General features: G+C 63.5%; 16 protein-coding genes and 1 pseudogene. 6 read left to right on the top strand and 11 right to left on the bottom strand.

From position 1 onward, the window contains the following. Nucleotides 1–107 precede the first annotated feature (107 nt). On the bottom strand, nt 108–1,388 hold the full coding sequence (serS, locus tag GUY30_RS15810) for a serine--tRNA ligase (protein WP_167199648.1): 1,281 nt from the start codon (nt 1,386–1,388) through the stop codon (nt 108–110). An 81-nt stretch (nt 1,389–1,469) separates the two neighbouring features. On the opposite strand from serS, the gene GUY30_RS15815 reads away from it, so the two are divergent. The 3 genes from GUY30_RS15815 (at nt 1,470) to GUY30_RS15825 (ending at nt 6,287) form a co-directional block, all read left to right on the top strand. Beyond that, nucleotides 1,470–2,585 (top strand): diacylglycerol/lipid kinase family protein, encoded by a 1,116-nt coding sequence (locus GUY30_RS15815; RefSeq protein WP_228281468.1) that lies wholly within the window; start codon nt 1,470–1,472, stop codon nt 2,583–2,585. A 224-nt stretch (nt 2,586–2,809) separates the two neighbouring features. Beyond that, complete coding sequence (locus GUY30_RS15820) at nt 2,810–4,705, top strand: hypothetical protein (protein WP_167199651.1); 1,896 nt, start codon at nt 2,810–2,812, stop codon at nt 4,703–4,705. Nucleotides 4,706–4,946: 241 nt separating this feature from the next. Continuing rightward, complete coding sequence (locus tag GUY30_RS15825; protein ID WP_167199654.1) at nt 4,947–6,287, top strand: LPXTG cell wall anchor domain-containing protein; 1,341 nt, start codon at nt 4,947–4,949, stop codon at nt 6,285–6,287. Nucleotides 6,288–6,401: 114 nt separating this feature from the next. On the opposite strand, the gene GUY30_RS15830 is transcribed toward GUY30_RS15825, so the two are convergent. The 5 genes from GUY30_RS15830 to dnaK all read right to left on the bottom strand — a co-directional run bounded on the left by GUY30_RS15830 (nt 6,402) and on the right by dnaK (nt 11,613). Further along, nucleotides 6,402–7,277 (bottom strand): DUF1206 domain-containing protein, encoded by an 876-nt coding sequence (locus tag GUY30_RS15830; protein ID WP_167199657.1) that lies wholly within the window; start codon nt 7,275–7,277, stop codon nt 6,402–6,404. A gap of 149 nt (nt 7,278–7,426) precedes the next feature. After that, nucleotides 7,427–7,867 (bottom strand): heat shock protein transcriptional repressor HspR, encoded by a 441-nt coding sequence (locus GUY30_RS15835; protein WP_062862504.1) that lies wholly within the window; start codon nt 7,865–7,867, stop codon nt 7,427–7,429. Between the two features lie 14 nt (nt 7,868–7,881). After that, nucleotides 7,882–8,895 carry a DnaJ C-terminal domain-containing protein gene (locus tag GUY30_RS15840; protein ID WP_167199660.1) on the bottom strand — a complete coding sequence of 338 codons (1,014 nt, stop codon included), beginning with the start codon at nt 8,893–8,895 and terminating at the stop codon, nt 7,882–7,884. A gap of 181 nt (nt 8,896–9,076) precedes the next feature. Then, entirely contained in the window at nt 9,077–9,751 is a 675-nt protein-coding gene (locus tag GUY30_RS15845) for a nucleotide exchange factor GrpE (protein WP_167199663.1), read from the bottom strand. Next, on the bottom strand, nt 9,751–11,613 hold the full coding sequence (gene dnaK, locus GUY30_RS15850) for a molecular chaperone DnaK (protein ID WP_167199666.1): 1,863 nt from the start codon (nt 11,611–11,613) through the stop codon (nt 9,751–9,753). The genes GUY30_RS15845 and dnaK overlap by 1 nt, the downstream gene beginning before the upstream one ends. A gap of 1,416 nt (nt 11,614–13,029) precedes the next feature. On the opposite strand from dnaK, the gene glsA reads away from it, so the two are divergent. Then, nucleotides 13,030–14,058 (top strand): glutaminase A, encoded by a 1,029-nt coding sequence (gene glsA, locus GUY30_RS15855; RefSeq protein ID WP_167199669.1) that lies wholly within the window; start codon nt 13,030–13,032, stop codon nt 14,056–14,058. Between the two features lie 222 nt (nt 14,059–14,280). Here glsA and GUY30_RS15860 read toward each other — a convergent pair whose 3' ends face one another. Beyond that, nucleotides 14,281–15,309, bottom strand: a complete 1,029-nt coding sequence (locus tag GUY30_RS15860; protein WP_456061981.1) for an ABC transporter substrate-binding protein — start codon at nt 15,307–15,309, stop codon at nt 14,281–14,283. A gap of 146 nt (nt 15,310–15,455) precedes the next feature. Here GUY30_RS15860 and fepB point away from each other — a divergent pair. Then, nucleotides 15,456–16,187 (top strand): annotated as a pseudogene (gene fepB / locus GUY30_RS15865) (Fe2+-enterobactin ABC transporter substrate-binding protein); the annotation flags it as partial. A 143-nt stretch (nt 16,188–16,330) separates the two neighbouring features. Here fepB and GUY30_RS15870 read toward each other — a convergent pair. Both GUY30_RS15870 and GUY30_RS15875 read right to left on the bottom strand, forming a co-directional pair. After that, nucleotides 16,331–17,599, bottom strand: a complete 1,269-nt coding sequence (locus GUY30_RS15870) for an alpha-hydroxy acid oxidase (RefSeq protein WP_167199672.1) — start codon at nt 17,597–17,599, stop codon at nt 16,331–16,333. Between the two features lie 90 nt (nt 17,600–17,689). Further along, nucleotides 17,690–19,378 carry an L-lactate permease gene (locus GUY30_RS15875; protein WP_167199675.1) on the bottom strand — a complete coding sequence of 563 codons (1,689 nt, stop codon included), beginning with the start codon at nt 19,376–19,378 and terminating at the stop codon, nt 17,690–17,692. A gap of 236 nt (nt 19,379–19,614) precedes the next feature. On the opposite strand from GUY30_RS15875, the gene GUY30_RS15880 reads away from it, so the two are divergent. Then, a complete protein-coding gene (locus GUY30_RS15880; protein ID WP_167199678.1) occupies nt 19,615–20,400 on the top strand; it encodes a FadR/GntR family transcriptional regulator in 786 nt (261 codons plus the stop codon). A 79-nt stretch (nt 20,401–20,479) separates the two neighbouring features. Here GUY30_RS15880 and GUY30_RS15885 read toward each other — a convergent pair whose 3' ends face one another. Next, nucleotides 20,480–23,761, bottom strand: a complete 3,282-nt coding sequence (locus GUY30_RS15885) for an efflux RND transporter permease subunit (protein WP_266096031.1) — start codon at nt 23,759–23,761, stop codon at nt 20,480–20,482. A gap of 28 nt (nt 23,762–23,789) precedes the next feature. Then, a complete protein-coding gene (locus GUY30_RS18070) occupies nt 23,790–24,158 on the bottom strand; it encodes an efflux RND transporter permease subunit (RefSeq protein ID WP_266096032.1) in 369 nt (122 codons plus the stop codon). Between the last annotated feature and the right edge of the window lie 105 nt (nt 24,159–24,263).

Raw genomic sequence — 24,263 nt, forward strand, 5'->3', positions numbered from 1 at the left:
TGCGTGATTTCTCTTGTCGTCGTTCCTACCGGCGCCGAGGCGACCGAACCCAACCGAGAAACGCCGGGTTCCGCCGAACGGTCAGTCCCCCGCGTCCCGGCACAGCCTCAGTAACGCGGTCCTTCCGGACCCTGTGCGGTCATCCCGCCGAGGTAGGGCCGCAGTGCCTCGGGCACCGTGACCGAGCCGTCCGCCTGCTGATGGTTCTCGAGGATCGGCACGAGCCAGCGGGTGTTGGCCATGGTTCCGTTGAGGGTGGCCACCGGCCGGGTCGATCCGTCGCGGCGTTCGCGGATCTGCAGGCGGCGGGCCTGGAAGGTCGTGCAGTTCGACGTCGAGGTCAGCTCGCGGTACGTGCCCTGGGTCGGCACCCAGGCTTCGCAGTCGAACTTGCGGGCGGCGGAATCGCCGAGGTCGCCGGCGGCGGTATCGATGACCCGGTAGGGCAGCTCGCACAGGCCGAGCATCTTCTCCTGCAGCGACAGCATCCGCTCGTGTTCGGCTTCGGCGTCCTCGACCGGAACGTAGGCGAACATCTCGACCTTCTGGAACTGGTGGACGCGGATGATTCCGCGGGTGTCCTTGCCGTAGGAGCCGGCCTCGCGGCGGTAGCAGGAGGAGATTCCGGCATAGCGCAGCGGTCCGTCGGTCAGGTCGATGATCTCGTCCATGTGGTATCCGGCCAGGGGCACCTCGGAGGTGCCGACAAGGAACAGGTCATCGGCTTCGAGACGGTAGACCTCATCGGCATGCTCACCGAGGAACCCGGTGCCGCGCATGACCTCGGGGCGGACGAGCGTCGGGGTGATGGTCGGGTTGAACCCGGCCTCCTCGGCGACGTCGCGGGCGAGGTTGAGCAGAGCCATTTCGAGCTTCGCACCGAAACCGGTGAGGTAGTGGAAGCGCGAACCGGAGACCTTTGTGCCGCGGGTGGTGTCGATGGCCTTGAGTTTCTCACCGATCTCGAGGTGATCGAGCGGTTCGAAGCCGTCCGGGGTGAAGTCGCGGGGCTCGCCCACGGTCTTGAGCGTCACGAAGTTCTCTTCGCCGCCGGCAGGGATGCCGTCGATGATGAGGTTCGGGACCTTCGATACGAGCTGGTCGAAGGCGAAGGTGGCTTCTTCGGACTCCGCCGACAGCGACTTCACGGCCTCGGACTTCGCCTTGCCTTCAGCGATGAGTGCCGGCTTGTCCTCCTTCGGCGCTTTTGCGATCTGGGAGGAGAAGGACTTCTGATCCGCACGTGCGTCTTCGAAGGCGGTGATGGCCGCACGACGAGCGGAATCGGCAGCGATGACATCGTCGATGAGCTCGACGGATGCCCCGCGAGCCTCCTGCGATGCCTTGAACAGGGCCGGGTTGTCTCTGAGAAGCGCTAGATCGATCACCCTCTCAGCTTAACGGGCCGGGCCTGTTTTCGATATTCGGCACTCAGCCTGCACACGACTTCGGCACTGTACATTTGGGCCATGATCATCGAGTTGGATCCCCTGATGACCTGGGTCATCGTCATCGGCGCTCTCGCGGTGCTCGTGGCCGCGTTCCTCATCGGCCGCCGCACCGGCGTTCGTCGCGCACTCAACACGATGCGACGCTCCGCCCACCCGGCGAACCTCTCCGACGAGGTGGTCGATGACGCCGCCCGGTACCGTGCCGCGCTCATCGTCAACCCGACGAAGACCGATGTCCACAACCTGGCCTCCACCGCCGAGGCGATCTGCCGTTTCGAGGGATGGAGCCGTCCGCTCGTGCTCGAGACCACCGTCGACGATCCGGGCGCGGGAGCTGCCGTCCGCGCCCTCGACGAGGGGGTCGACGTCGTCATCGCCGCCGGTGGTGATGGGACCATCCGCGCTGTCGCCTCGGCGCTGGCGGGAACATCGACCCCGATGGGGATCGTGCCGCTGGGAACGGGGAACCTGCTCGCCCGCAACATCGACCTCGTCCTCGACAAGACGGAGTGGGCGCTGCGGATCGCACTGTGGGGGCGCAACCGCGAGATCGACGTGGGGAAGGCGAAGACCGACCCGGACGGCGACACCCACGTCTTCACCGTGATGACCGGACTCGGCTTCGACGCCGCGGTCATGGCCGACACCAGCGACGATCTCAAGGCCCGCCTCGGATGGCTCGCCTATGTCGAAGCGGGATCACGGAAGCTCACCGGCAAACCCAGTCATGTGAAGGTCACGTTCGACGACGAATATCGGATCTCGGCGCGGGTGCGTTCGGTCCTCGGCGGCAATTGCGGGAAGCTGCAGGGCGGCATCCAACTGCTGCCGCAGGCGGTCATCGACGACGGCATGCTCGACGTGCTCATCGTCAGCCCGAAGAACCTCGGTCAGTGGCTCGGCGTGCTTGCATCGATCGCCGGCCGTCGGGCCTCGCGCGGGCTGCACACGAACATCCGGAAGTGCCGCAAGGTCGTCATCGAAGCCGGTGACGACGTTGATATTCAGCTCGACGGGGATCCGCTGGGACAGTCGTCGTACCTCGAAATGGAGGTCGACGCCTCGGCCCTGACCGTCCGTGTGCCCACCGTCGAACAGCGCAAGCAGATCCGCGCCGAGGCGTGGCCGGTCTAGAGGTCGGATCCGCTGGATCGGCGCGGCCGACGGCCCCCTTCGCCGAGGCGGCCCTTGCAGTCATTCTTTTACCGATGAGTAGGTCACGAAAGGGTTAAAGGAATTCACCTAAATGTTACCGCATCTAAATCTGAACAAAACGTACAGAAATAGTTTGGAAAACCCTTAGAACCTAGGATGAGTGCCGTATCACACCCCTCGCCACAGAGATTGAAGGCACACCAATGAAGAAGATCATCCTCGCGCCGGCAGTCGCGCTCGCGTTCACCGGGCTTGTCGCGAGCCCGGTCGCCGCCGCGGAATCGACGTCCGCCCAGTCGGCCTCCACGCAGACTGCCGAGCAGAAGAAGGCCGACGCCGAAAAGGCCGAAGCCAAGAAGAAGGAAGAGGCCAAGAAGGCCGCTGCTGAGAAGGCTGAAGCCGAGAAGAAGGCAGCGGCAGAGAAGGCAGCAGCCGAAAAGAAGGCCAAGGAAAAGGCCGAGGCTGCCAAGAAGGCCGCCGAGAAGAAGGCCGCCGAGGACAAGGCAGACAAGAAGGACGAGGCAAAGAAGCCTCCGAAGAAGGTCGACCCGAAGCCCGCTCCTGCCCCCAAGGACGAGGACAAGGACGACAAGGACGAAGACAAGTCCGAGGACAAGACCAACCCGATCAACGCCTCGGTGCAGGTGACCTCCGGTGAGGTCACTGCCGAGGAGCTTCACGAGGATGGCGTGACTGTCAAGGTCTCCGGTCTCGAGGAGGGCGACAAGGTCGCCGCCAAGTCCGGCCTCACCGGCCCCGCGGTCACTGCTCAGGGCTCGACCGCGACGATGAAGCTGCGTTCCTCCTCGGAGGTCACGCAGGAATCAGTCGCTTTCGCCCTCCAGGTGCAGCGGACCGGCACCACTGCCAAGACTGTCGCAGGAGCCGCCGAGGTCGACGTACAAGCAGTCGACCCCACGGTCTCGCTCAACACTGACGAGATCTCGGAAAGCGATTTCGACGAGAACGGAATCAAGGTCACCGGCGAGGGCTTCACCCCCGGCGGCACGGTCAACGTCGTCGGCGGCAACGAAACATCGCCGTTCGCGACCCAGGAAGTCGAAGCCAATTCGGACGGAGAGATCTCCGCAACCCTGAAGTTCGAGGGCGACGATGCGCTTCCAGCCGGCGACTACACCGTCTGGGGCGTCGACCAGGAGTCCAAGACCAACTCCCCGGCCCAGGACTTCACCATCACTGAAGACGATGCTGTCGATGCGATCGACGTCTCGCTCAAGGTAGATCCCAAGGAGATCACCGCCGAGGATCTCGCCAACAAGGACAAGGGCGTCAAGGTCACTGTCACCGGCGTGAAGAAGGGTGACAAGATCACCGATTCCCTCACCGGTGAGACTGAGACAGCAGAGGCCGACGGCGATTACGAGCTCCACCTCTGGTACGAGGGCGACCCCGCGAACCTCGAGGTCGGCAAGGTCCCGTTCACCGTCACCATCGACCGTGAAGGCACCGAGTCGGAAACCCTCAACGGAGACATCAACGTTGTCGCCGAAGACGGTGAGGACGACGGAAACGACGACGCAGACAACGGCAACGATGGCAGTGACGACGGCAATGACGACGGCGAAACCGAAGCTCCCGCCGAGGCGGCCTTCACGGTTTCCCCGAAGACGATCGAAGCCGCGGACTTCGCCAATGACAAGAAGGGCGTCACCCTCGCCGTCGAGAACTGCGAACCCGGCGCGGATGTCCACTTCGAAGTCAACCCGAAGGGCATCAACGTCACCGCATACGAGAACACCGTCACGGCTGACGACGAAGGCAATGCCTCCGTCAACGTCTTCGGCACCTCATCGGATGTCTCGGCCTACGTCGGCGCTTACACCGCGACAGCAACCTGCGGCGATGACACCATGAAGGACTCCTTCACGGTCACCGAAGGCGCAAACGGCGGCGGATCGGGCGGCGGCGACAACGGCAATGCCGGAAACGGCGGCGGAGACGACGGCAGCCAGCTGCCTCGCACCGGTGCCGACCTCGGCGGACTGACGACGGGAGCCCTGCTCCTCCTCGTCGGTGGTGCCGCGATCGCACTGACCGGCCGCAAGAACAAGTTCGGACAGACTCCGACGAGCTTCTGATCCGAGGCAGGCAGTCAGCCTGCATCGAGAAGGAGGGGCGGCCCAGCACACGCTGGGCCGCCCCTCCTTCTGTTCTTCAGCCGGTGACGAATCGACGATTCAGGGTGAATGGAGAATGAACTCTGCGACAGGGGTGAAGCCAGTGCTGAACAAAATGACCACAACTATGTGTGTGGTGAATGTTGCATTACTGTTACATTCGTAATACTTCACACCCAGCTGTAATTTTCTAAGGAAATACATGAAGAAGCTCGCCCTCGCCCCCGCGGTGGCCATCGCCATCACCGGCCTGGCCGCATCCCCAGTCATCGCTGCTCCGGAAGCTCCGGCCTCGACAACTCAGCAGCCCGCCGCGACTCCCGCTCAGCTCCAGAAGGGCGCTGCACAGGGAGTTAAGGCGCAGGCCGGTGAAATCGGAGTGTCTGCTGACAGCGTCACCGTTGACGAGTTCGCAGAGAACGGCGTCGGCATCGGCGGTGCTGGACTCGAAGCAGACACCGAATACAAGCTGACCGTTGAGCCAGCGAGCGGGCAGAACGTCAATGTTTACGAAACCTCTGTCACAACTGATGCAGAGGGCGCTTTCGATCACGCCGTCGCAGGCGTCGGCGAAGCAAACCCAGCATTCGTCGGTGACTACAAGGTCACAGTTACAAACGATTCTGACGAGAACGCCCCGTACAGCACGAGCTTCAAGGTCACTGAGGGCGAGGCAGACGAGCCCGAGGCTCCCGAGGTCGATCCGAAGGTCTCACTCAACACCGACGAGATCTCGGAAAGCGACTTCGACAAGAACGGCATCAAGGTCACCGGCGAGGGCTTCACCCCCGGCGGCACGGTCAATGTCGTCGGCGGCAACGAGACGTCGCCCTTCGCAACCAAGGAAGTCGAAGCCGACGAAGAAGGAAAGATCTCCGCAACCCTGAAGTTCGAGGGCGACGAAGCACTTCCGGCCGGCGACTACGCCGTCTGGGGCGTCGACCAGGAGTCCAAGACCAACTCCCCCGCCCAGGACTTCACCGTCACCGAAGACGAGACCGAAGAGCCCACCACTCCTGCCGAAGAGGCCAAGCTGACCGTCTCCCCCGAGTCGATCACTCCGGCTGACTTCGTCAAGGAAGACAAGGGCGTCACCCTCGCCGTCGAGAACTGCGAGCCCGGTGAAGACGTCCGCTTCCTCGTCACCCCCAAGGGCGAGTCGAGCGTCACCGCCTTCGACAAGACCGTCCAGGCTGACGACGAAGGCAAGGCCAACGTCAACGTCTACGGCACCAGCGCCTCCAACGCCTCGGCCTACGTCGGCGATTACGACGTCACCGTTACCTGTGGCGATGACGAGCTGACCGGTGACTTCTCTGTCGAGGAAGATGCGAACGCCGGTGGCGGCGACGGCGATGAAGACGGCAACGGCGGAAACGACGATGGCGACAACGGAGATGCCGGCAACGGCGGCGACCTGCCTCGCACCGGTACCGAGCTGACCGGCCTCGTCGGCGGCGCCGGCCTCCTCCTCATCGGTGGAGTCGCAGTCGCCCTGACCATGCGCCGCAAGAAGGTCGCCCAGGATCCCGCAGAGATCTGAGAGCGAATCAAGTGAGATCGTGCCAACTCGATTGAGCTGGGCCTGAGACGAAGGGCGCGAACCCAACCGGGTTCGCGCCCTTCTTCGTCTATCTGCAGCGAAGCAGAAGACGGCTCATTCCATGCGGTCGTACCTCGAGCGCAGGGCGAGGAAGACTCCGTAAAGGACCAGGCCGAGGCCCACGGCCAACAGCAGATACGGCCCGAACGGCTGATCTCGCATACCTTTGAGCGCTCCGTCGATGCCGGTGAATTCCTCCGGATCACCGGTCGCAGCGGACACCACGATGAGGATGCCCACCGACAGCAGCGTAACGCCCTTGCCCAGGTAGCCGACGACACCGGTGAATCCGATGAGGAAGCGGGTGATCGCGCTGCGCGGTCGACGCAGCTCCTCTTTCCACTTCCGTCGCAGACCATTGATACAGAACACGATTCCGATGATCGCAATCACGACGCCGACAGCCATGAGGATGTACAGTCCGCCCGGCGCCTTCGCCACACTTGTCGAGGCTTGAGAGCTCGACTGCCCCGAGTCGGCTCCCCCGCCGAAGACGAATTGGGAGAAGGTCGCGGCAACCACCACATAGGCGATGGCGGAACCGACCATGGTGAAGAAGTCGATCCACTGCTTCCGCCCCTGCTTCTTCTGCGGGTCCGTGGTCCCGGCATCACGCAGCGAAGCTGAGCCGAAGAACGCATTGACCAGACACCACAGCGCCATCAGTGCACAGCCGAGGAAGCAGACGACGATCAGCACCATGCCGAAGGGCTGCGACGCGATCTGCCCGACCGCTCCGGCCTGATCGGCTTCTCCGCCGCCCTGCCCCAATCCGACCGTCATCGCAGTTGCGCCGAGGATCGCGTGGACCAATCCGTTGGCGATGAACCCCGCACGGGCCACCCGCTCGAACCAGCGGCTGTCCGCGGCCTCCTGAGCCGCCGAATCGGCGCTGTCGGCGACCTGTCGAACCTTCTCTTTCTCGTTCACAGAGTCAGTGTCGCACAACACGTGTACTTTTCTGCGCCGCAATGAACTGGATTCGTCGAGCAACGCGAAAAGGCGGGGTGCGCACCGAAAGTTCGGTTCGCACTCCGCCTCGGCGCTGTTCTCAGCGTCCCAGTCGGGCCTCGTCAGGATCAGCTGCGGCGGTACCGGTTGTACAGCACCAGGGCTCCCGGTTCAGGGCGACCCTGTGGGCGTCGTCCCCTTGAGATCGAGACGACGTCTCCGCCCACGGTGCCGGCCGCGAAGACGCGCGCATCGCGTTCCTGTGCCGACCTGCGTGCCCGAACTTCGTCCTCGAGTTCTTCATTGCGGCTCCTGAGCGCATCGACCTGATTCTGCAGGTCGATGATCTTCTTGATCCCGACGAGGTTGACTCCCTCGTCCTGCGACAGCTGCTGGATCAGTCGCAGCTTGGCGATGTCCTTCCCGGAATAACGCCGGCCCCGGCCCGCAGTGCGTTCCGGAGAGACGAGACCCAGTCGGTCATACTGCCGCAGCGTCTGCGGGTGCATACCCGCCAGATCCGCGGCCACCGAGATGACATACACCGCCGCACTCGATGAAATGTGCATTGTGATTCACCACCTCAACTGGCCTTGGCTTTGTCCACCAAGCCGGCGCGTGGATCCTCACCTTCAGTGGCGGCCTTGAACGACTCGACCGCTTGCTTGGCTTCCTTGGACAGGTTCTTCGGCACCACGATCTCGACTGTCGCCAGCAGATCGCCGGTGCCCTTCTTCGTCTTCACACCTTTGCCCCGCACGCGCAGGGTCCGTCCCGACGGTGTACCCGGTGCGACCTTGACCTTGACGGGCATTCCACCCAGAGTCGGCACCTTGACCTCGGCGCCGAGGGCCGCCTCGTCGAAACTGATCGGCAGATCCATCCGCAGGTTGTCACCATCGCGGGTGAAGACCGGGTGCGGGCTCACGTGCACGGTGAGGATGACGTCACCGGGCTCGCCGCCGTTGGGGCTGGCCTTGCCCTTGCCGGCCAGGCGGATCTTCTGCCCGTCCTTGACCCCGATCGGCGTCCGCACGGTCAGCGGCTTCCCACCCGGCATGTTCAGTTTCACCGAGGCACCGTTGATCGCTTCGGTGAACGACAGCGTCGTACTCGACTTGATGTCGCCGCCCTTGACCGGAGGCTGGTAGCCGCCGTAACCGCCACCGCCGAACCCTCCGCCGAATCCGCCGAGCAGATCCGCCAGGTCCGGGGGAACGTCTCCCCCACCGCCGTAGGTCGTGCGGGTCCTGGTGCGTCCGCCGCCTCCGAAGAGGTCGGAGAACACATCGTCGAATCCGCCGCCGGCAGCCCCGCCGGGTCCACCGGAACCGGCGCTGAACCTGGCACCGCCGCCCATGGCGCGGACCTGATCGTACTGGGCCCGGGATTCCTTGTCGGAGAGCACCTGGTGGGCCTGGCCGATCTCCTTGAACTTCTCTTCGGCCTTCTCATCACCGGGGTTGGCGTCCGGGTGATACTTGCGCGCGAGCTTGCGATAAGCCTTCTTGATCTCGGTGTCGGAAGCATCCTTGGAGACGCCGAGGGTTTTGTAGAAGTCCTTATCGAACCAATCATTCTGAGGTCCGGTATTCACCTGGCACCTCCTTTCCTTCCAATCAATCCTGTCATCACGGTATTCACTTTTCCTCTCACAATCCGCAGCCCCGGGGCACTGCCCCGAAGATCCGGACCGCCGCCGAGGCGGTTCCCCGGCCCCGTACGTCGGTGAACCGGCGTAAGGGGCGGGCGGCCGCCTCGGCGATCATGGTCGTCGCTCAGTCCTCCGGCTGCTGGACACCGACACGGGCGGCGCGGATGATGCGCTCCCCGATCCGGTAGCCCGGCTGCATGACCAGGAAGAGCGTCGGATTCTCGACCTCATCCGAAGGCTGCTGCATGAGCGCCTCGTGGATGTTCGGGTCGAACTCGTCGCCGACCTCTCCGTACTGTTCGACGCCGATCTTGTTCAGCGATTCGACGAGCTTGTTCACGTGGGTCTCGAAGGGCCCGCTGACATCGCCGTTGTCGCGAGCGAGCTTGACCTCGTCGAGCACGGGGATCAGGGCCTCGACGACCTTGATCGTGCCGCCGAGCGCCGCACGCTCACGTTCGCGGTCGGCGCGCATCCGATACGCCGCATATTCGGCGTTGATGCGCTTGAGGTCGGCCAGGTACCCCGCTGCCTCCGAGCCCGGTTCGGGCTCGGCTTCCGGCTCGATGTCCTCGAGACCCGAGGCATCGGACGGGATGTCCACCCCGAGGTCGCTGGCATCGGCCGCGGCAGCCTGTTCGGCATTCGCGTCCGCGCTCGGCTCCTCGCCGGCCCCGGCCGAGGCCGACTGGGCGTCGGCCTCGGGACGGACCTCACCGCTGTTCGGATCGACCCGGCGCTTGTCGCTGAAGGTGAAGCCTGGCTCCTCGGACGACTTGTCGTTGCCCTCGGCAGTCATTACTTCTTCTCCTCATCCTCATCGTCGACAACTTCGGCGTCGACGACATCGTCGTCTGCGCCTGCATCGGCGGCACCTTCACCGGCAGCTTCGGCGCCTTCGGCACCGCCCTGCTGGCTGTAGATGGCTTCGCCGATCTTCTGCTGGTTCTCCACGAGTTTGTCGTAGGCGCTCTTCACGGCGTCGTCGTCTTCACCCTTGAGGGCTTCCTTGACGGCGTCGACATCGCCCTGCATCTCGGTCTTGAGCTCTTCAGGCAGCTTGTCGGCATTGTCGGTCAGCAGCTTCTCGGTCTGGTAGGCGAGGTTCTCCGCATTGTTGCGGACGTCAGCAGCCTCACGGCGCTTCTTGTCCTCTTCTGCGTGCTCCTCGGCCTCGCGGACCATGCGGTCGATGTCTTCCTTCGGCAGCGCGGAACCGCCGGTGATCGTCATCGACTGCTCGGTGCCGGTGCCCTTGTCGGTGGCAGACACATGGACGATGCCGTTGGCGTCGATGTCGAAGGCGACCTCGATCTGCGGCACACCGCGCGGAGCCGGAGCGATACCGGTCAGCTCGAAGGTGCCGAGGTTCTTGTTGTCGCGAGTGAACTCCCGCTCACCCTGGAAGACCTGGATCGACACGGAGGGCTGGTTGTCCTCTGCGGTGGTGAAGGTCTCCGAACGCTTGGTCGGGATCGGGGTGTTGCGCTCGATGAGCTTCGTCATCACGCCGCCCTTGGTCTCGAGTCCGAGCGAGAGCGGGGTGACGTCGATGAGCAGAACGTCCTTGCGCTCACCCACGAGGACACCGGCCTGCACGGCGGCGCCGATCGCGACGACCTCATCGGGGTTGACACCCTTGTTGGGCTCCTTGCCTCCGGTGAGTTCGGTGACGACCTGGGTCACGCTGGGCATGCGGGTCGATCCGCCGACGAGGACGACGTGGTCGATGTCCTTAACGGATACGCCAGCATCCTTCATCACAGCGTGGAACGGAGCCTTGGTGCGCTCGAGGAGATCCTTGGTCAGGTCCTCGAACTTCGCCCGGGTGAGGGTCTCATCCAGGTGGATGGGTCCGTTCTCACTCATCGACAGGTACTGCAGCGAGATGTTCGTGCTGGTAGCCGAGGACAGTTCCTTCTTGGCCTGCTCTGCGGCTTCCTTGAGGCGCTGCAGAGCGGTGGCATCCTTGGTCAGGTCCACGCCGTAGTTGTTCTTGACCTGCTCGACCAGCCAGTCGACGATGCGCTGATCCCAGTCGTCACCGCCGAGGCGGTTGTCACCGGAGGTCGCACGGACCTGAATGGTGGAGAAGTCGTCTTCGTCCTTGCCGACTTCCAGCAGGGAGACGTCGAAGGTACCGCCACCGAGGTCGAAGACGAGGATGAGCTCGTCTTCTTTGCCGCGCTCGAGGCCGTAGGCAAGAGCGGCAGCAGTAGGTTCGTTGATGATGCGCGAGACGTTGAGGCCGGCGATCTCACCGGCGTCCTTGGTTGCCTGGCGCTCAGCATCGTTGAAGTATGCGGGAACGGTGATCACCGCGTCGGTGACCTTCTCCTGCAGGTACTCTTCGGCGTCGTGCTTGAGCTTCTGGAGGATGCGGGCCGAAACCTCGGGAGCCGTCATCTTCTTGCCGCCGAGTTCGGTGGACCAGTCGGTGCCCATGTGGCGCTTGACCGATGCGACGGTGTTCTTGATGTTCGTGACGGCCTGGCGCTTGGCGATCTCGCCGACGAGTGAGTCGCCGTTCTTGTTGACTGCGACGACGGACGGGGTCGTGCGACCGCCTTCGGCGTTCGCGATGACCTTCGGCTCGCCGCCTTCGAGGACTGCAACGACGGAGTTCGTGGTTCCGAGGTCGATTCCAACTGCACGTGCCATAGTTTTCTCTCCTTACAGATCGTGAGTTCCTGCGACTCGAATGTGTGCGATCGGGCGGCTCCGGTTCTTGAGTCAGAACCACTCGACCGCACACATTGAGCCAACCGGACTCAAGTATTCTCTTCGAGGTTCCGACCGTCAAGTCGACCTCATCAAAGTTGCGTACACTAGGCTCAACTTTGGTGAGGCCGACTTTATTCCGGCGGGAGAGAAATTCTTTTCAGACGGCTGCTGTAGGTTCTCGCTTGAGTTGCCACTTTCTCACTTTCTTGGCCATGGCGTGTCAAATTCCTTACGCACCCGTCAACCGAGGACCATAAGGATATGGCCGTTCGCAACGCAGCGTTCCGATACTGCACCTTGAAGAAGTCGCCACGACGTGAGCACGTGCTCGCGCAGATCTCGTCGTCCAGGGCCACCCCGCACGAATTCCACCGACTTATCGCGAACAGAAGAACTACCCGGGACTATTCTGGTTCTCGACGAACCGCCGACAACTGATTGACGAAAGTATTCTCGAGCTGGATCGACTCTGGTTAGCCGACTTCGACACATCAGTGAATGTAATCTGCACACAACCGTTCCAACTCGCTGAACAATCAGACAATGCGCAGCGAACCCACGGCTCCGATATCTTGCTGACTCACGCCGATCAACGCGTCACTCTCGTCGACGTCAAGCCAAAGCATCTACTTGACGAACCGTCGGTGCGAAAGCAGGTTGAATGGACCAGAGTCCTCTGTGAAGAGAAGGGTTAGCATTACGAGATCTTCTCGGGCGGAGATTCCACAGTACTGAGAAACATCAAGATGACGTCCCTCGGTCGGCGACTAGAACGATTGCTGCCTGGTGTCGTATCGAAAGCCCGCGAGAAGCTGCGTGACCATCCACTTTCCCTGAGCGACATCTTGAACAGCCGGCCACGAAACCTCAACAAGGACGACTGGTATGTCGCTGTCCTTTGCCTAGTCTGGCGCTGCCGGAGTTCCCTCATCTGGTCTGGCGCTGCCGGAATCGATATGGATCGACGATTGAGCACAGAGTCGGTTCTTCAACCTTCGGAACAGGAACAGGTATGAGCACGACAGTTCTAGATGTCTCTGTCGGATCCCGACTCTGGTACCAAGGAACAGCATGGACAGTCGTTGAGCTTAATGGTTTTGCGGTGATACTGCGTTCTGCGGATCAGTCCAAAAGGGCCCGTGCTCCGGCGCTAGCCGCCGCGGACACCGGCGACGAAAGCAGAATGGATGAAAGCCGCTCCGAGTTGATCAAACCCTACAGGCAATACATCTACGTATGATTGGCGCGATCACCGTCTCCCGAGGCTTTCGAGCCTGCGGCGACGCTCACGTTCAGTTCGGTTGTAACATTGCTGAGATTCCGCACGCAGGCACCCACCGCTAACCTTGCATTATGTCGAATCATCCTAGGAATCCAGTACCGTTCCCGTACGAACGCGATCGCGTCGCGGTGGAGCCGAGCCTCGTTTCAACTGGAGACCTCCCTGCGCCGGCCATCGTCGAGAAGATGATGGAGAAGACCCACTCGATGTACGCAGGCCTCGAGGAGGGAAACGTTGCAAGTTACATTCCGAAGCTCGCAGAGGCAGACCCTCGATGGTTCGGCCTCACTTTGGCGTCAACAAATGGCAGCACCTTCAGCGCCGGTGATTCGAGACAAGAGTTCTCCATCCAGTCGATCGCAAAGGCGTTCGTCTATGCGCTCGTGTGCGACTCAGTCGGCCACGATGAGGCCCGTGAGCGGATCGGTGTAAATAACACGGGTCTGCCATTCAACTCCGTCATGGCGATCGAGCTGAATGCGGGCCATACCATGAACCCTATGGTCAATGCCGGGGCTTTGGCGACAACGTCGCTCGTGCCGGGGGAATCATGGGACCAGAAGTGGGAATTCATCCATGCGGGACTGTCCGCCTTCGCTGGGCGTGACCTGGTACTTGATGACGATGTGTATCAGTCGGAAATGGAGACGAATCTGCGCAACCTGAGCATCGCTCGACTGTTGCAGAGCTACGGCCACATCGCCGTGGACCCAGCCTGTGTCACTGAGCTGTACACGCGTCAGTGCTCACTTCGCGTAACGACCGAAGATCTTGCGATCATGGGAGCTACGCTGGCGAACGGTGGCGCCCATCCGGTGACCGGAGCATCAGTAGTCAGTCCCGCTGTCAGCCAAGACGTCCTCTCGGTGATGGCAACCACCGGAATGTACGAAGCGAGTGGGGACTGGCTCTACGAAATCGGCATGCCAGGAAAGAGCGGGGTCGCCGGCGGCATCGTCACAGTCGCACCGGGCAAAGGAAGCCTTGCCATATTCTCTCCGCCCCTCGACGCGGCCGGGAACAGTGTGCGCGGAATACACGCGACTGCCCATCTCTCCCGAAAGCTTGGTCTCAACCTCTTTTCCTCGACACCGCGATAGCGAGGCTGAACAAGGAGAGCCAGCGACGCCCTTGTCATCAGCGAACTCTCACGGCTGCTGACCAGGGCGCAGCCGACAGGAGGCATGTACGAGGTGGTGTCAAATGACACGACTACACAAGCACGAACATTCAGGAAACGATAGTTTCCGCTTCGGAAACGGGATGATGAGAGTCAGCATAGAGGCGAATTCTTCGCCGTCACTGCGAAGTCCCTCGGAGAATCACTCGCCGAGGTGGTCCTCCAGATCGTCGAGGATCTGACCGGCCCCGGTCGGACCGAGTCCGAGGAACCAGACATCGTCATTGACGCGGACGGCTTTGCCGTCCTTGACCGCGTCGAGGCCCTTCCATTGGCTCGATTCGAGTGCCTTCTTCTCCACAGTCGCCTCCGGATCGCCATAGCTGGTGTAGAAGACGTAGTCGCCGGCGGCCTGGTCGAGGTTCTCCGGGGAGATCTCGACGGCGAGTTCGTCGACGTCCTGATTCTTCGGGCGCTTGAACCCGGCATCGTGGAGGATGACGCCGATGAGCGACTGGTTCGCATACAGGCGCAGGCGCTCGGGCATGAAACGCACGAGCGAGATCGTCGGATCGCCGTCGACGGAGTCCTTGAGCTCACCAGCTTCGCGAGCGTACTCCTCAAGTTCCTTCGTCGCCTCGTCTTCCATTCCCATCGCCTCACCGACGAGGCGGAAGTTCTCCTTCCACGGGAAACCGGGACGGATGGAGAACACCGTCGGGGCAATCGAGTCGAGTTCGTCATAGAGCTTGTCGGCGCGCAGCTGGCTGCCGAGAATGAGGTCAGGCTCGAGCGAGGCGATCTTCTCGAGATCGAGCTCCTGAATGGTGCCGACCGTCTCGACTCCCTCGACCTGGTCCTCGAGATAGCTCGGGACCGCACTGGCACCCTCGGTCGTCACCATGCCAACAGGCTTGATGCCCAGCGACAGGACGTCATCGAGCTCACCGGTATCGAGGACGACGACGCGTTCGGGCTTCCTCTCGATCTCCGTGGTGCCATTGGCATGCTTGACCGTTCGCGGGAAGACCCCTGCCTCGTCATCGCTGCCGAGTTTCGCAGTCTCCTCATCAGCAGTGCCGAAGGCCTCGCCTCCAGTCGCAACATCTTTATTGCCGGCATTCCCGTCGGCACCCTTATCGTCCTCGGCGGCACAGCCGGCAGCGAGTAGGGCGATGGTCATTGCGGAGGCCGCCACGGCGACCGCCCGATTCTTCAGCGTCGATTTCACGAAGATGAGCCTACCCTAAGTGCACACTTCGCCGGCACAGCGCTCCGCTGAATCGCACCACGAATGCAGTTTCCCGGGCCTACTTAGGTTAGGCTCATCTTCGCAAGCGAACATTCTCGAAAGGTCCCCTATGTCCCGACGATCAAGGCTTCTTCACGCAGTGGAGCGACGTCGCGAAGGAGAAGGACGTCAAGGCCCTCTACCAGGGCGACCTCGATGTCGAGGCCGTACTCGCCGAGGAACCTGACCTCATCGTGGTCTCGAAGACCGGCCAGGACTCAGCGAACGCCATCTACGATGAGCTCAGCGATATCGCTCCGACCGTGGTCATCGACTACGGCGACAAGGACTGGCAGAAGGTCACCACCAAGCTCGGTGATAACATCGGCCACGAGGATGAGGCGAAGAAGGTCAACGACGAGTTCGATACACGGGCTCAGGAAGTCAGGGATTCGATCGATGCTCCCGCACAGCCGGTCACCGGGATGGTCTTCAATGAGAAGGCCAAGGGCGGAGGATCAGGCGCCAGCGCGAATATCTGGCCGCCGGAATCCGCGCAGGCCAAGCTGCTCGAAGAGGTCGGCTTCGACCTCGCCGAGGTGCCCGAAGGCACGGCAGGTCAGGTCGAGACGGGCAAGCGCGCCGACATCGTCGAAGTCACCGGTGAGAACCTGTCGAAGGCCGTCACGGGCGAATCGGTGTTCCTGTTCAACGCAAATGAGAAGACCGCCGAGTCGTATAAGAAGAATTCCTTGGTTGAGAGCACTCCTGCGGTGAAGAACGATGCAGTCTTCGCGATGGGCCTCGACTCCTTCCGCCTCGATTACTACTCCGCCACGAATGTCCTCGACCGCATCGAGGACGAATTCGGCAAGTGATCACCTGAACCCGAAACGGACGGCCGGCAACGACGATACCTCTCGCTGCCGGCCGTCCGTTCTCTGCCTATGGAGCCATCTGGGCGACCCCGGCGGGGCCGCCTCGGTGATCGGATCGACCTCCGCAGGGCCGCCTCGGCGAATCAGCCCCTGGCCGGGCGGGAGCCGATGATCTCCGCGCGATCGTCACGGTTGAACTGACGCAGCTGGGTCACATGCGTCGGGTTCAGCTCGGAGACGTCGGCGACCTGGAGCAGGCGCATGGTCCGCTCGACCTGCTCGCCGAGGATCTCGATCGTCCGATCCACACCTTCCCGACCGCCGGCCATGAGACCGAAGAGGTAGGCACGGCCGATGAGCGTGAAGTCCGCGCCGAGTGCCAGCGAGGCGACGATGTCGGCGCCGTTGCGGATTCCGGTGTCGATGATGATCTCCACGTCCTTGCCGATCTCACGAGCCACCTCGGGGAGGAGTTCGAAGGGGACGGGGGCACGGTCGAGCTGACGTCCGCCGTGGTTGGACAGGACGATCGAATCGACACCGAGGTCGGCGAGCTTTTTCGCATCCTCGAGCGTCTGCACGCCCTTGACGGAGAACTTGCCGGGCCACATTGCGCGGATTTCGGCGAGGTCGTCGAAGTTGATGGAGGGATCCATTGCCGAGTCGAGGAGCTCGCCGACGGTGCCGCCAGTCTCGGACAGGGAGGCGAACTCGAGCTTCGGAGTGGTCAGGAAGTCCCACCACCACCAGGGACGCGGGATCGCGTTGAGGATCGTCTGCGGGGTCAGCTGCGGTGGAATGGAGAAGCCGTTGCGCGTATCGCGCAGGCGGGCACCGGCGACGGGGGCGTCGACGGTGAAGAACAGGGTGTCGAATCCGGCGTTCTTCGCCCGCTCGACGAGACCGTAGGAGATGTCGCGCTGCTTCATCACGTAGAGCTGGAACCAGTTGCGCCCATGCGGGTTGACCTTCTTCACGTCCTCGATCGAGGTCGTCCCCAGCGTCGAGAGAGTGAACGGAATGCCTGCAGCACCGGCGGCTCCGGCGCCAGCGGTCTCGCCTTCGGTCTGCATGAGCCGAGTGAAGCCGGTGGGCGCGATGCCGAAGGGCATGGCCGAGCTGCCGCCCATGATCTGGGTCGAGGTATCGACGTTCGTGACGTCCTTGAGGATCGAGGGGTGGAACTCGATATCGCGGAAGGACTGGACCGAGCGCTCCATCGAGATCTCGCCCTCGGCGGCCCCATCCGTGTAGTCGAACGCCGCGGCCGGGGTCCGGCGCTTCGCGATCTTGCGCAGGTCCTCGATTGTCAGCGCATTCTCCAAGCGGCGCTTCTTCGGGTCGAGTTCGAACTTCTTGAACTTCATCAGCTCGAAGATCTCGGCCGGCTGAGGAATCTGCCTCTTGACCATGTAAATCGCTCCTTTGGTTAGGCGGGGTTGATGAGCAGTGGGTGGTGGTTGGTGCGGGTGGTGCGGGTGGTGTGACTGCGCGGCGCGGCCTCAGGAGCCGGGGACCATCCAGGACAGCACCGTCGACTGGAGTCCGACGAGCAGACACATGACGACGAGCATGCCCAGGGACCAGCCGATGACGCGGCGGAGGATCGAGGCCTCCCTGCCGAGCAGGCCGACGGCGGTGGCCGCAATGGTGAGGTTCTGCGGGCTGACCATCTTGCCGAGGACGCCGCCGGAGCTATTGGCACCGACGAGCAGCAGCGGGTTGAGCCCCGCCTCGTGTGCGGCGGTCTGCTGCAGGGTCGCGAACAGTGCGTTCGCCGAGGTGTCCGAACCGGTCACGGCAGTGCCCAGCCAGCCGAGGATCGGTGAGAGGAAGGCGAAGAAGGCTCCGGTGCCGGCGATCCAGGTGCCGATAGTGATCGTCTGGCCCGAGAGGTTCATGACATAGGCCAGCGCGAGAACGGAGCCGACGGTGAGGATCGAGAACTTCATCTTCACGACGTTGACGATGAACACATCGACCGCGTCCTTCGCCGACATCTTGTACACGATCGCCACGATGACGCCGGAGATGAGCAGCAGAGTGCCCGGTGAGGACAGCCATTGGAAGTTGTAGACCGTGCTTGTCGAGACTTCGCCGGCGGCGTTGAGGATGGTCCCGTGCAGTCCGGGCCACGGGATCTTCACATCGGTCGATGCCAGCCAGTCGTTCAGCGCCGGCACGAGTTTGGCCACGGAGAAGATGACGATCACGAGCAGGTACGGGAAGAGCGCGAGGAAGACTCGAGACCCGGTCAGCGGCGCGGTCTCCTTCTTCACATCGGTGGCCACGGCGGCGGAGGCACCGCCGGCATCAGGAGCATCGGCACCTTCATGTTCGCGCTCATCGGCCATGCGGTCGAGTGCGTCCTGGCCGCCCTTCGGCTTCCAGAAGCGCAGCATGATGACAACCGCGGCGAGGCCGACGAGGGAGGCGATGATGTCGGTGAGTTCGACGGAGAGGAACGTGGCGGAGACCCACTGGGCGAGGCCGAAGGCGATGCCCACGACGAGGGCCAACGGCCAGATCTGCTTCAGCCCGCGTCGCCCGTCGACGAGCAGAACGAGGAAGAGCGGCACGACCGCGGCGAGGAACGGGGTCTGGTGACCGACCATGGCGCCGATGTCCTGGTAGTCGATTCCCGTCAGAGTGCCGGCGGTGATGATCGGGATGGCGATGGCGCCGAAGGCCACGGGGGCGGTGTTGGCAACGAGGACGACGACGGCGGCACGCATGGCGGTGAAGCCGACGGCGACGAGCATGACACCGGTGATCGCCACCGGGGCGCCGAATCCGGCGAGCGCTTCGAGGAGGCCGCCGAAGCAGAAGGCGACGATGATGGCCTGGATGCGGGGGTCATCGGAGATGACGTTGATGACCAACCGCAGGTCCTCGAAGTGTCCCGAGCGCACGGTGAGTTCGTAGAGCCAGATCGCGGTGATGACGATCCACATGATCGGAAACAGTCCGAAGGCGAACCCCTGTGTCGCTGAGAGCGCGGCGAGTCCGACCGGCATTCCGTAGGCGGCGATCGCGACGATGAGAGCGACGCCGACGGCGGTCAGTCCGGCCCAGTGGGCCTTCCATTTGAGCGCGCCGAGGGTAACGAAGATCGTCAGCAGCGGCAGTATCGCCAGCAGGGACGACCACAGCAGGCTGTCGGCCACCGGTGCGATTTCAGGTGTGTACATGGTTTCTCCAAATCGGCCGGGCCTGCCCACATCGGGTCCGTTCCCCTGTGAACGCGCTCCGAACTCGAATGATCAAAATGTTCAGTATGGCCTTTGTGAGGTCAGACCATTAATCTGAGCATAGGTCGAGGGTGTGATCTGCGTCAAATGTTTTCCGGCGGCGGTTCCGGTCACATCCCCACGGGCAGGACGATGAGCAATGAGAGGCATGACATGATGGCGCGGTGGAGACGACCATGAATGATGATACGAACGAGGTCCGCCCGGATCAGGCAGGCGGCGCCGAGGCGACTGCTGGCCCCGAATGGAAACCCGTGAACCGTGCGAGCACCTATGAGCTCGTCATCGATGCCGTCGAAGAGCAGATCATGGCCGGTTCGCTGGGGGTCGGAGATCCCCTCCCGGCCGAACGCGACCTGGCGACGAAGCTCGGCGTCAGTCGCGCCAGTGTGCGCGAGGCGCTGCGCGTGCTCGACAGCCTCGGCGTCGTCCGGTCTTCGGGCGGGTCCGGCCGCGGTGCCGGCACGTTCATCGCTGCAATGCCCTCGGCAGCGCTCACACGTTTCCTCCGCCTTCACGTCGCGCTCACGAACTTCAGCATCGATGACGTGACGGAGACGCGCATCCAGCTCGAACGCTCCAGTGCGATGCTCGCGGCGACTCGTGCCGATAAGGATGCGCTGGCCGAGGTCAACGCGCAGCTGGCGATGATGGACACTCCCGGGATCAGCCTGGAGACCTTCAACGACGCGGACACCGCCTTCCACGTCGCCATCGCTGAGGCGGCGGGCAATCAGCTGTTCTCCGACCTCACCGGGGCCATCCGCACCTCTCTGCGGAAATCGATCTTCTCCTCATTCAGCCGGGTCGACGACCAGCAGGCGCTGATGGCGAAGCTGCAGTCCCAACACCACGGGATCATGGACGCCATCAGCGCCGGTCGCGCCGAGGAAGCCGCAGCCCTGACCGAGGAGCACATCCGCTTCGCCGCCTCACGCCTACCCGGCCTCTCAGACACCTGACCCTCCCCAATTACTACCTGACGGCGGCCCAGCAACCTCGCGCGAGGTTGCTGGGCCGCCGTCAGGTAGCAAGGGGTGGTCAGTGGCCGTCGGAACGTTGGGCCACCTCGGCGGTTTCCGCTTCGATCCGCGCTTGATTCTCCGCCCGCTTCTTGGCGCGCTTCTCTTCCTTGTGCTCCGCTCGGACCTCTTTGCGTCGTTCGACGAGGAGGTAGAGGGCGGGAACGAGGATCAATGTGAGCACCGTCGACGAGGTGAGCCCGCCGATGACGACGATCGCCAGTGGCTGCGAGATGAACACTCCCCCACCGGTCAGCCCCAGCGACATCGGCACGAGGGCGAAGATCGTCGCGGCCGCGGTCATGAGGATCGGGCGCAGGCGCAGTCGGGTGCCGTGGACGATCGCGTCCATGAGCTCGAGTCCATCCTCACGCAGCTTGTTGATGAGGTCGATGAGCACGATCGCGTTCGTCACGACGATGCCGATGAGCATGAGCAGACCGATGAGCGAGGGAATGCCCAATGGTGTGCCGGTCGCCAGCAGGAGCAGCACGGCTCCGGTCGCGGCGAACGGAATCGACACCAGCAGGATGAGCGGCTGGACGAAGCTGCGGAAGGTCGCGATCATGACGAGGAACACGAGCACGATCGCCACTGCCATCGCCATTCCGAGCTGACCGAATGACTCCGCCTGCTCCTGGCTGGCGCCGCCGACGTCGAAGCTGACTCCGTCGGGCAGATCCATGGTCTCGGTCAGGTCGGTGGCCGCAGCGGTGACCGTTTCGAGCTGGCCGCTGGACGGGGTCGCGAACACGGTGACCTTCCGTTCCCCGTCGGCGCGGTCGATCGTCGCCGGGGTCTCGGTCTTCTTCACCTCCGCGATCTCGTCGACGGTGATCGGCTCACCCTTGATGTCGGGAATGGCGGCCTGCTCATCGGCAAGAGCCTGTTCCTCCTCCTGGGTCTGCTCCTGTTCACGCTGACCGTCGATGAGGTCGTCGATGGCGTCGTTGGCTTCCTTCAGTCCCTTCTCGGCTTGCTCGACACCTTCGCGAGCCTGCTCCACTTGGTCGGCCGCCATATCGCCGGGGCTCGGTGCTGGCGGCGGATTCTCGGCATCGCGCAGGGCCTTGCGGGCCTCTTCGAGCTGGTCGGCGGCATCGTCACGGGCCTCGCGAGCGGATTCGAGCTGCTCGGCCGATTCGTCTGCGGCCTTGCGCTTGGCCTCCTCGGCGCGGGCGTCGGTCTTCTCCTCGACCCGGTCGGTCGCATCCTCCTGTGCGTTCTGCGTCTGCACCTCGGTGACGGGCAGTTCGAGAGCACGGATCTCGTCCGGGGTCGCATCCGGATGAGTCGGGGCGAGGGTGATGTCGCGCTCCTGGCCGTTGAGGGTGATGGTGCCGGCCTCGACGCCGTGGAGTGCGGCGGCGATGGCCTGCCCGACCTCGGCCTGGCTGAATCCAAAGTCGGCGGCTTTCTCCCGATCGACATCGACTTCGATGACCGGCTGGTCGGCGGCGAGGTCGTTGCGGGCGGACTGGACACCGTCGGTGTCCGCCATCTTCTTCGTCACCTCGTCGGCAGCTTTTCGCAGCGCACCGAGGTCGGTGCCCGAGAGGGTGACCTCGACGTCCTCGCTGACGGAGCCGCCGGCGTCCTGGACGTCGATCTCGCCCGCGCCCTTCCCGAGGTCGTCGAGTTGGGTGCGGATGCGGTTCGTCGCGACCTCGGCCTCGGAATCTTCGGCCAGGGTGACGTTGAACTGGTTCTCCGCTCCGGATTCCGGTCCGTTGACCGTCGTCGAGTAAGTGTCGACGTCCGGATCATCGCCGAGCACGGCTTCCACGCGCTTCGCGGCCTTGTCACCGGCTTCGAGAGAGGCGCCCGCCGGCAGGGTCTGGGTGATGTAGAGCGAGTTGGCTCCGGCGGAACCGAGCAGGTCGGTCTTGAGGAAGGTCGCGCCCATCATCGTGACGATGAAGATGACGACGGAGAAGGCGATGGTCCGCCAGGGGTGGTGCAGGGCGGAGAGAATCGCGGGCAGGCTGCGCTGCTGGAGACGGTCGACCCGCCCGGAGGCCTCTCCGTCGCCCGGTGCCGGTGAGACGACGGGTTCGACGGTCGCGTCCGGCAGCAGGTCCTTGCCCTTGGCGCCGCGTTTGGCGTTCTTCTTCTCGATCGTCTTCTGTCGGCGTTCGGCGCGCGCCACGGACCGCCGGTGCTGTTTGGCGGCCCAGAGTTCGAAGCTGCGGTCGGTTGCTGCCTGCCGTTTGGGTGAGAGTGGTTTGGGGCTGCGGCGCAGCACCCAGTAGCTGAAGACCGGGACGATCGTCAGCGCGACGACGAGGGAGGCGAGCAGTGCGAGCGAGACGGTGACGGAGAAGGGGCGGAAGAGCTGCCCGGCGATGCCGTCGACGAAGGCGATGGGCAGGAACACGGCGACAGTGGTCAGGGTCGAGGCGGTGATGGCACCGGCAACCTGTTTGACGCTTGCCACGATGTCCTCGACGCTCAGGTCGGTCGTGCCCTGGCGCCTCCTGATGTTCTCGATGACGACGATGGAGTCGTCGACGACGCGGCCGACGGCGATCGTCAGGGCACCCAAGGTGAGGATGTTGAGGGTGTAGTCGCCGATCTGGAGTCCGATCATCGCGATGAGCAGCGACATCGGGATCGAGATCGCGGCGACGATTGTCGAGCGGAAGGAGCCGAGGAAGGTGAGGATGACGAAGATCGCGAAGATCAGGCCGAGTCCGCCTTCGACGGAGAGGTCGTGGATGGACTTCTCGATCTCCGGGGCCTGGTCGAAGATCGTCGAGAATTCAGTGTCGTCTCCGAGTTTCGGGGCCACCCGGTCAAGGGTGTCTGCGACTTTGTGGGAGACGTCGACGACGTTGGCGTCCTGGTCCTTGGTCACCGATACGGTCACGGAGTCCTTGCCGTCGGCGCGGGACAGGGAGGTCTTCTCGATCGAGTCGAGGTCGACGTCGGCGACGTCACCGAGCAGCACCGTGCCGTCGGCGGTGCGCAGAGGGGTCTTCTCGATCTGGTCGACGGCGTCGACCTCGGTGCCGACCTCGACGGCCATCGAGATCTCTCCCTGGGCGCTGCGGCCGGCCGGGACGACCGCACCGGCGGCCTCGAGCTCTTCGGGGACGGAGGATTCTACGACGTTCTTCTCCGCGACGTCCTCGGGACGGAACGTGATGGTGACCCGCTGTTCGTCCTGGCCGGTGACCTCGACGTTCGAGACTCCGTCGAGGGCGCGGAGTTCGGGCACGAGGTCGGACTCGAGGCGGTCGCCGAGGGTGGTCGGATCCCCGCCGGAGACGGCGAACATCGACACCGGAACGTCATCCATCTGATAGGACAGGACCTCGACCTCGGCGTCATCGGGGCAGGTTCGCCTTCGCCCCGTCCACGGCGGAGCGGATCGAGTCGGTCATCTTCTCGGAGTCCTTGCCGAAGGGCCAGGTGACCTCGGCGGTCATCATTCCCGACGAGGTGGAGGTGGTCACCGATTCGAGTTCGCCGACACCGTCGAGCGCGGTCTCGAGAGGTTTGGTGACGGTCTCCTCGATCACCTCCGGGGAGGCTCCGGGGACGGTGGCCTGCACCGAGGTGCCGGGCAGGTCGACCGAGGGCATCGTCTCCTGGTTGAGTGAGGTGGTCGCGACAATGCCGAAGACGGCGATCACGAGGGTGAGCAATCCGACGATGAGGCGGTTCTTCAGACTCATCCGGGTGATCAGGTGCACGGGGTTCCTCCGGGCTCGGGGGCGTGAGCAGGGCGCTCCAGTCAGTCTTCCAAGCGCAGCGCCTCAGCGGATCGCCCGAAAGTAGTCAACGGTGTCCCCCAAAAG

Source organism: Brevibacterium pigmentatum, assembly GCF_011617465.1.
GTDB classification, from domain to species: Bacteria; Actinomycetota; Actinomycetes; order Actinomycetales; family Brevibacteriaceae; genus Brevibacterium; species Brevibacterium pigmentatum.

Excerpts from the sequence above, each read along its gene's own strand:
- GUY30_RS15815 (WP_228281468.1), top strand. The coding sequence starts at position 1,470 with ATGATCATCGAGTTGGATCCCCTGATGACCTGGGTCATCGTCATCGGC.
- GUY30_RS15820 (WP_167199651.1), top strand. The coding sequence starts at position 2,810 with ATGAAGAAGATCATCCTCGCGCCGGCAGTCGCGCTCGCGTTCACCGGG.
- GUY30_RS15825 (WP_167199654.1), top strand. The coding sequence starts at position 4,947 with ATGAAGAAGCTCGCCCTCGCCCCCGCGGTGGCCATCGCCATCACCGGC.
- GUY30_RS15835 (WP_062862504.1), bottom strand. The coding sequence starts at position 7,867 with ATGCACATTTCATCGAGTGCGGCGGTGTATGTCATCTCGGTGGCCGCG.
- GUY30_RS15845 (WP_167199663.1), bottom strand. The coding sequence starts at position 9,751 with ATGACTGCCGAGGGCAACGACAAGTCGTCCGAGGAGCCAGGCTTCACC.
- dnaK (WP_167199666.1), bottom strand. The coding sequence starts at position 11,613 with ATGGCACGTGCAGTTGGAATCGACCTCGGAACCACGAACTCCGTCGTT.
- glsA (WP_167199669.1), top strand. The coding sequence starts at position 13,030 with ATGTCGAATCATCCTAGGAATCCAGTACCGTTCCCGTACGAACGCGAT.
- GUY30_RS15870 (WP_167199672.1), bottom strand. The coding sequence starts at position 17,599 with ATGGTCAAGAGGCAGATTCCTCAGCCGGCCGAGATCTTCGAGCTGATG.
- GUY30_RS15875 (WP_167199675.1), bottom strand. The coding sequence starts at position 19,378 with ATGTACACACCTGAAATCGCACCGGTGGCCGACAGCCTGCTGTGGTCG.
- GUY30_RS15880 (WP_167199678.1), top strand. The coding sequence starts at position 19,615 with ATGAATGATGATACGAACGAGGTCCGCCCGGATCAGGCAGGCGGCGCC.
- GUY30_RS15885 (WP_266096031.1), bottom strand. The coding sequence starts at position 23,761 with ATGGATGACGTTCCGGTGTCGATGTTCGCCGTCTCCGGCGGGGATCCG.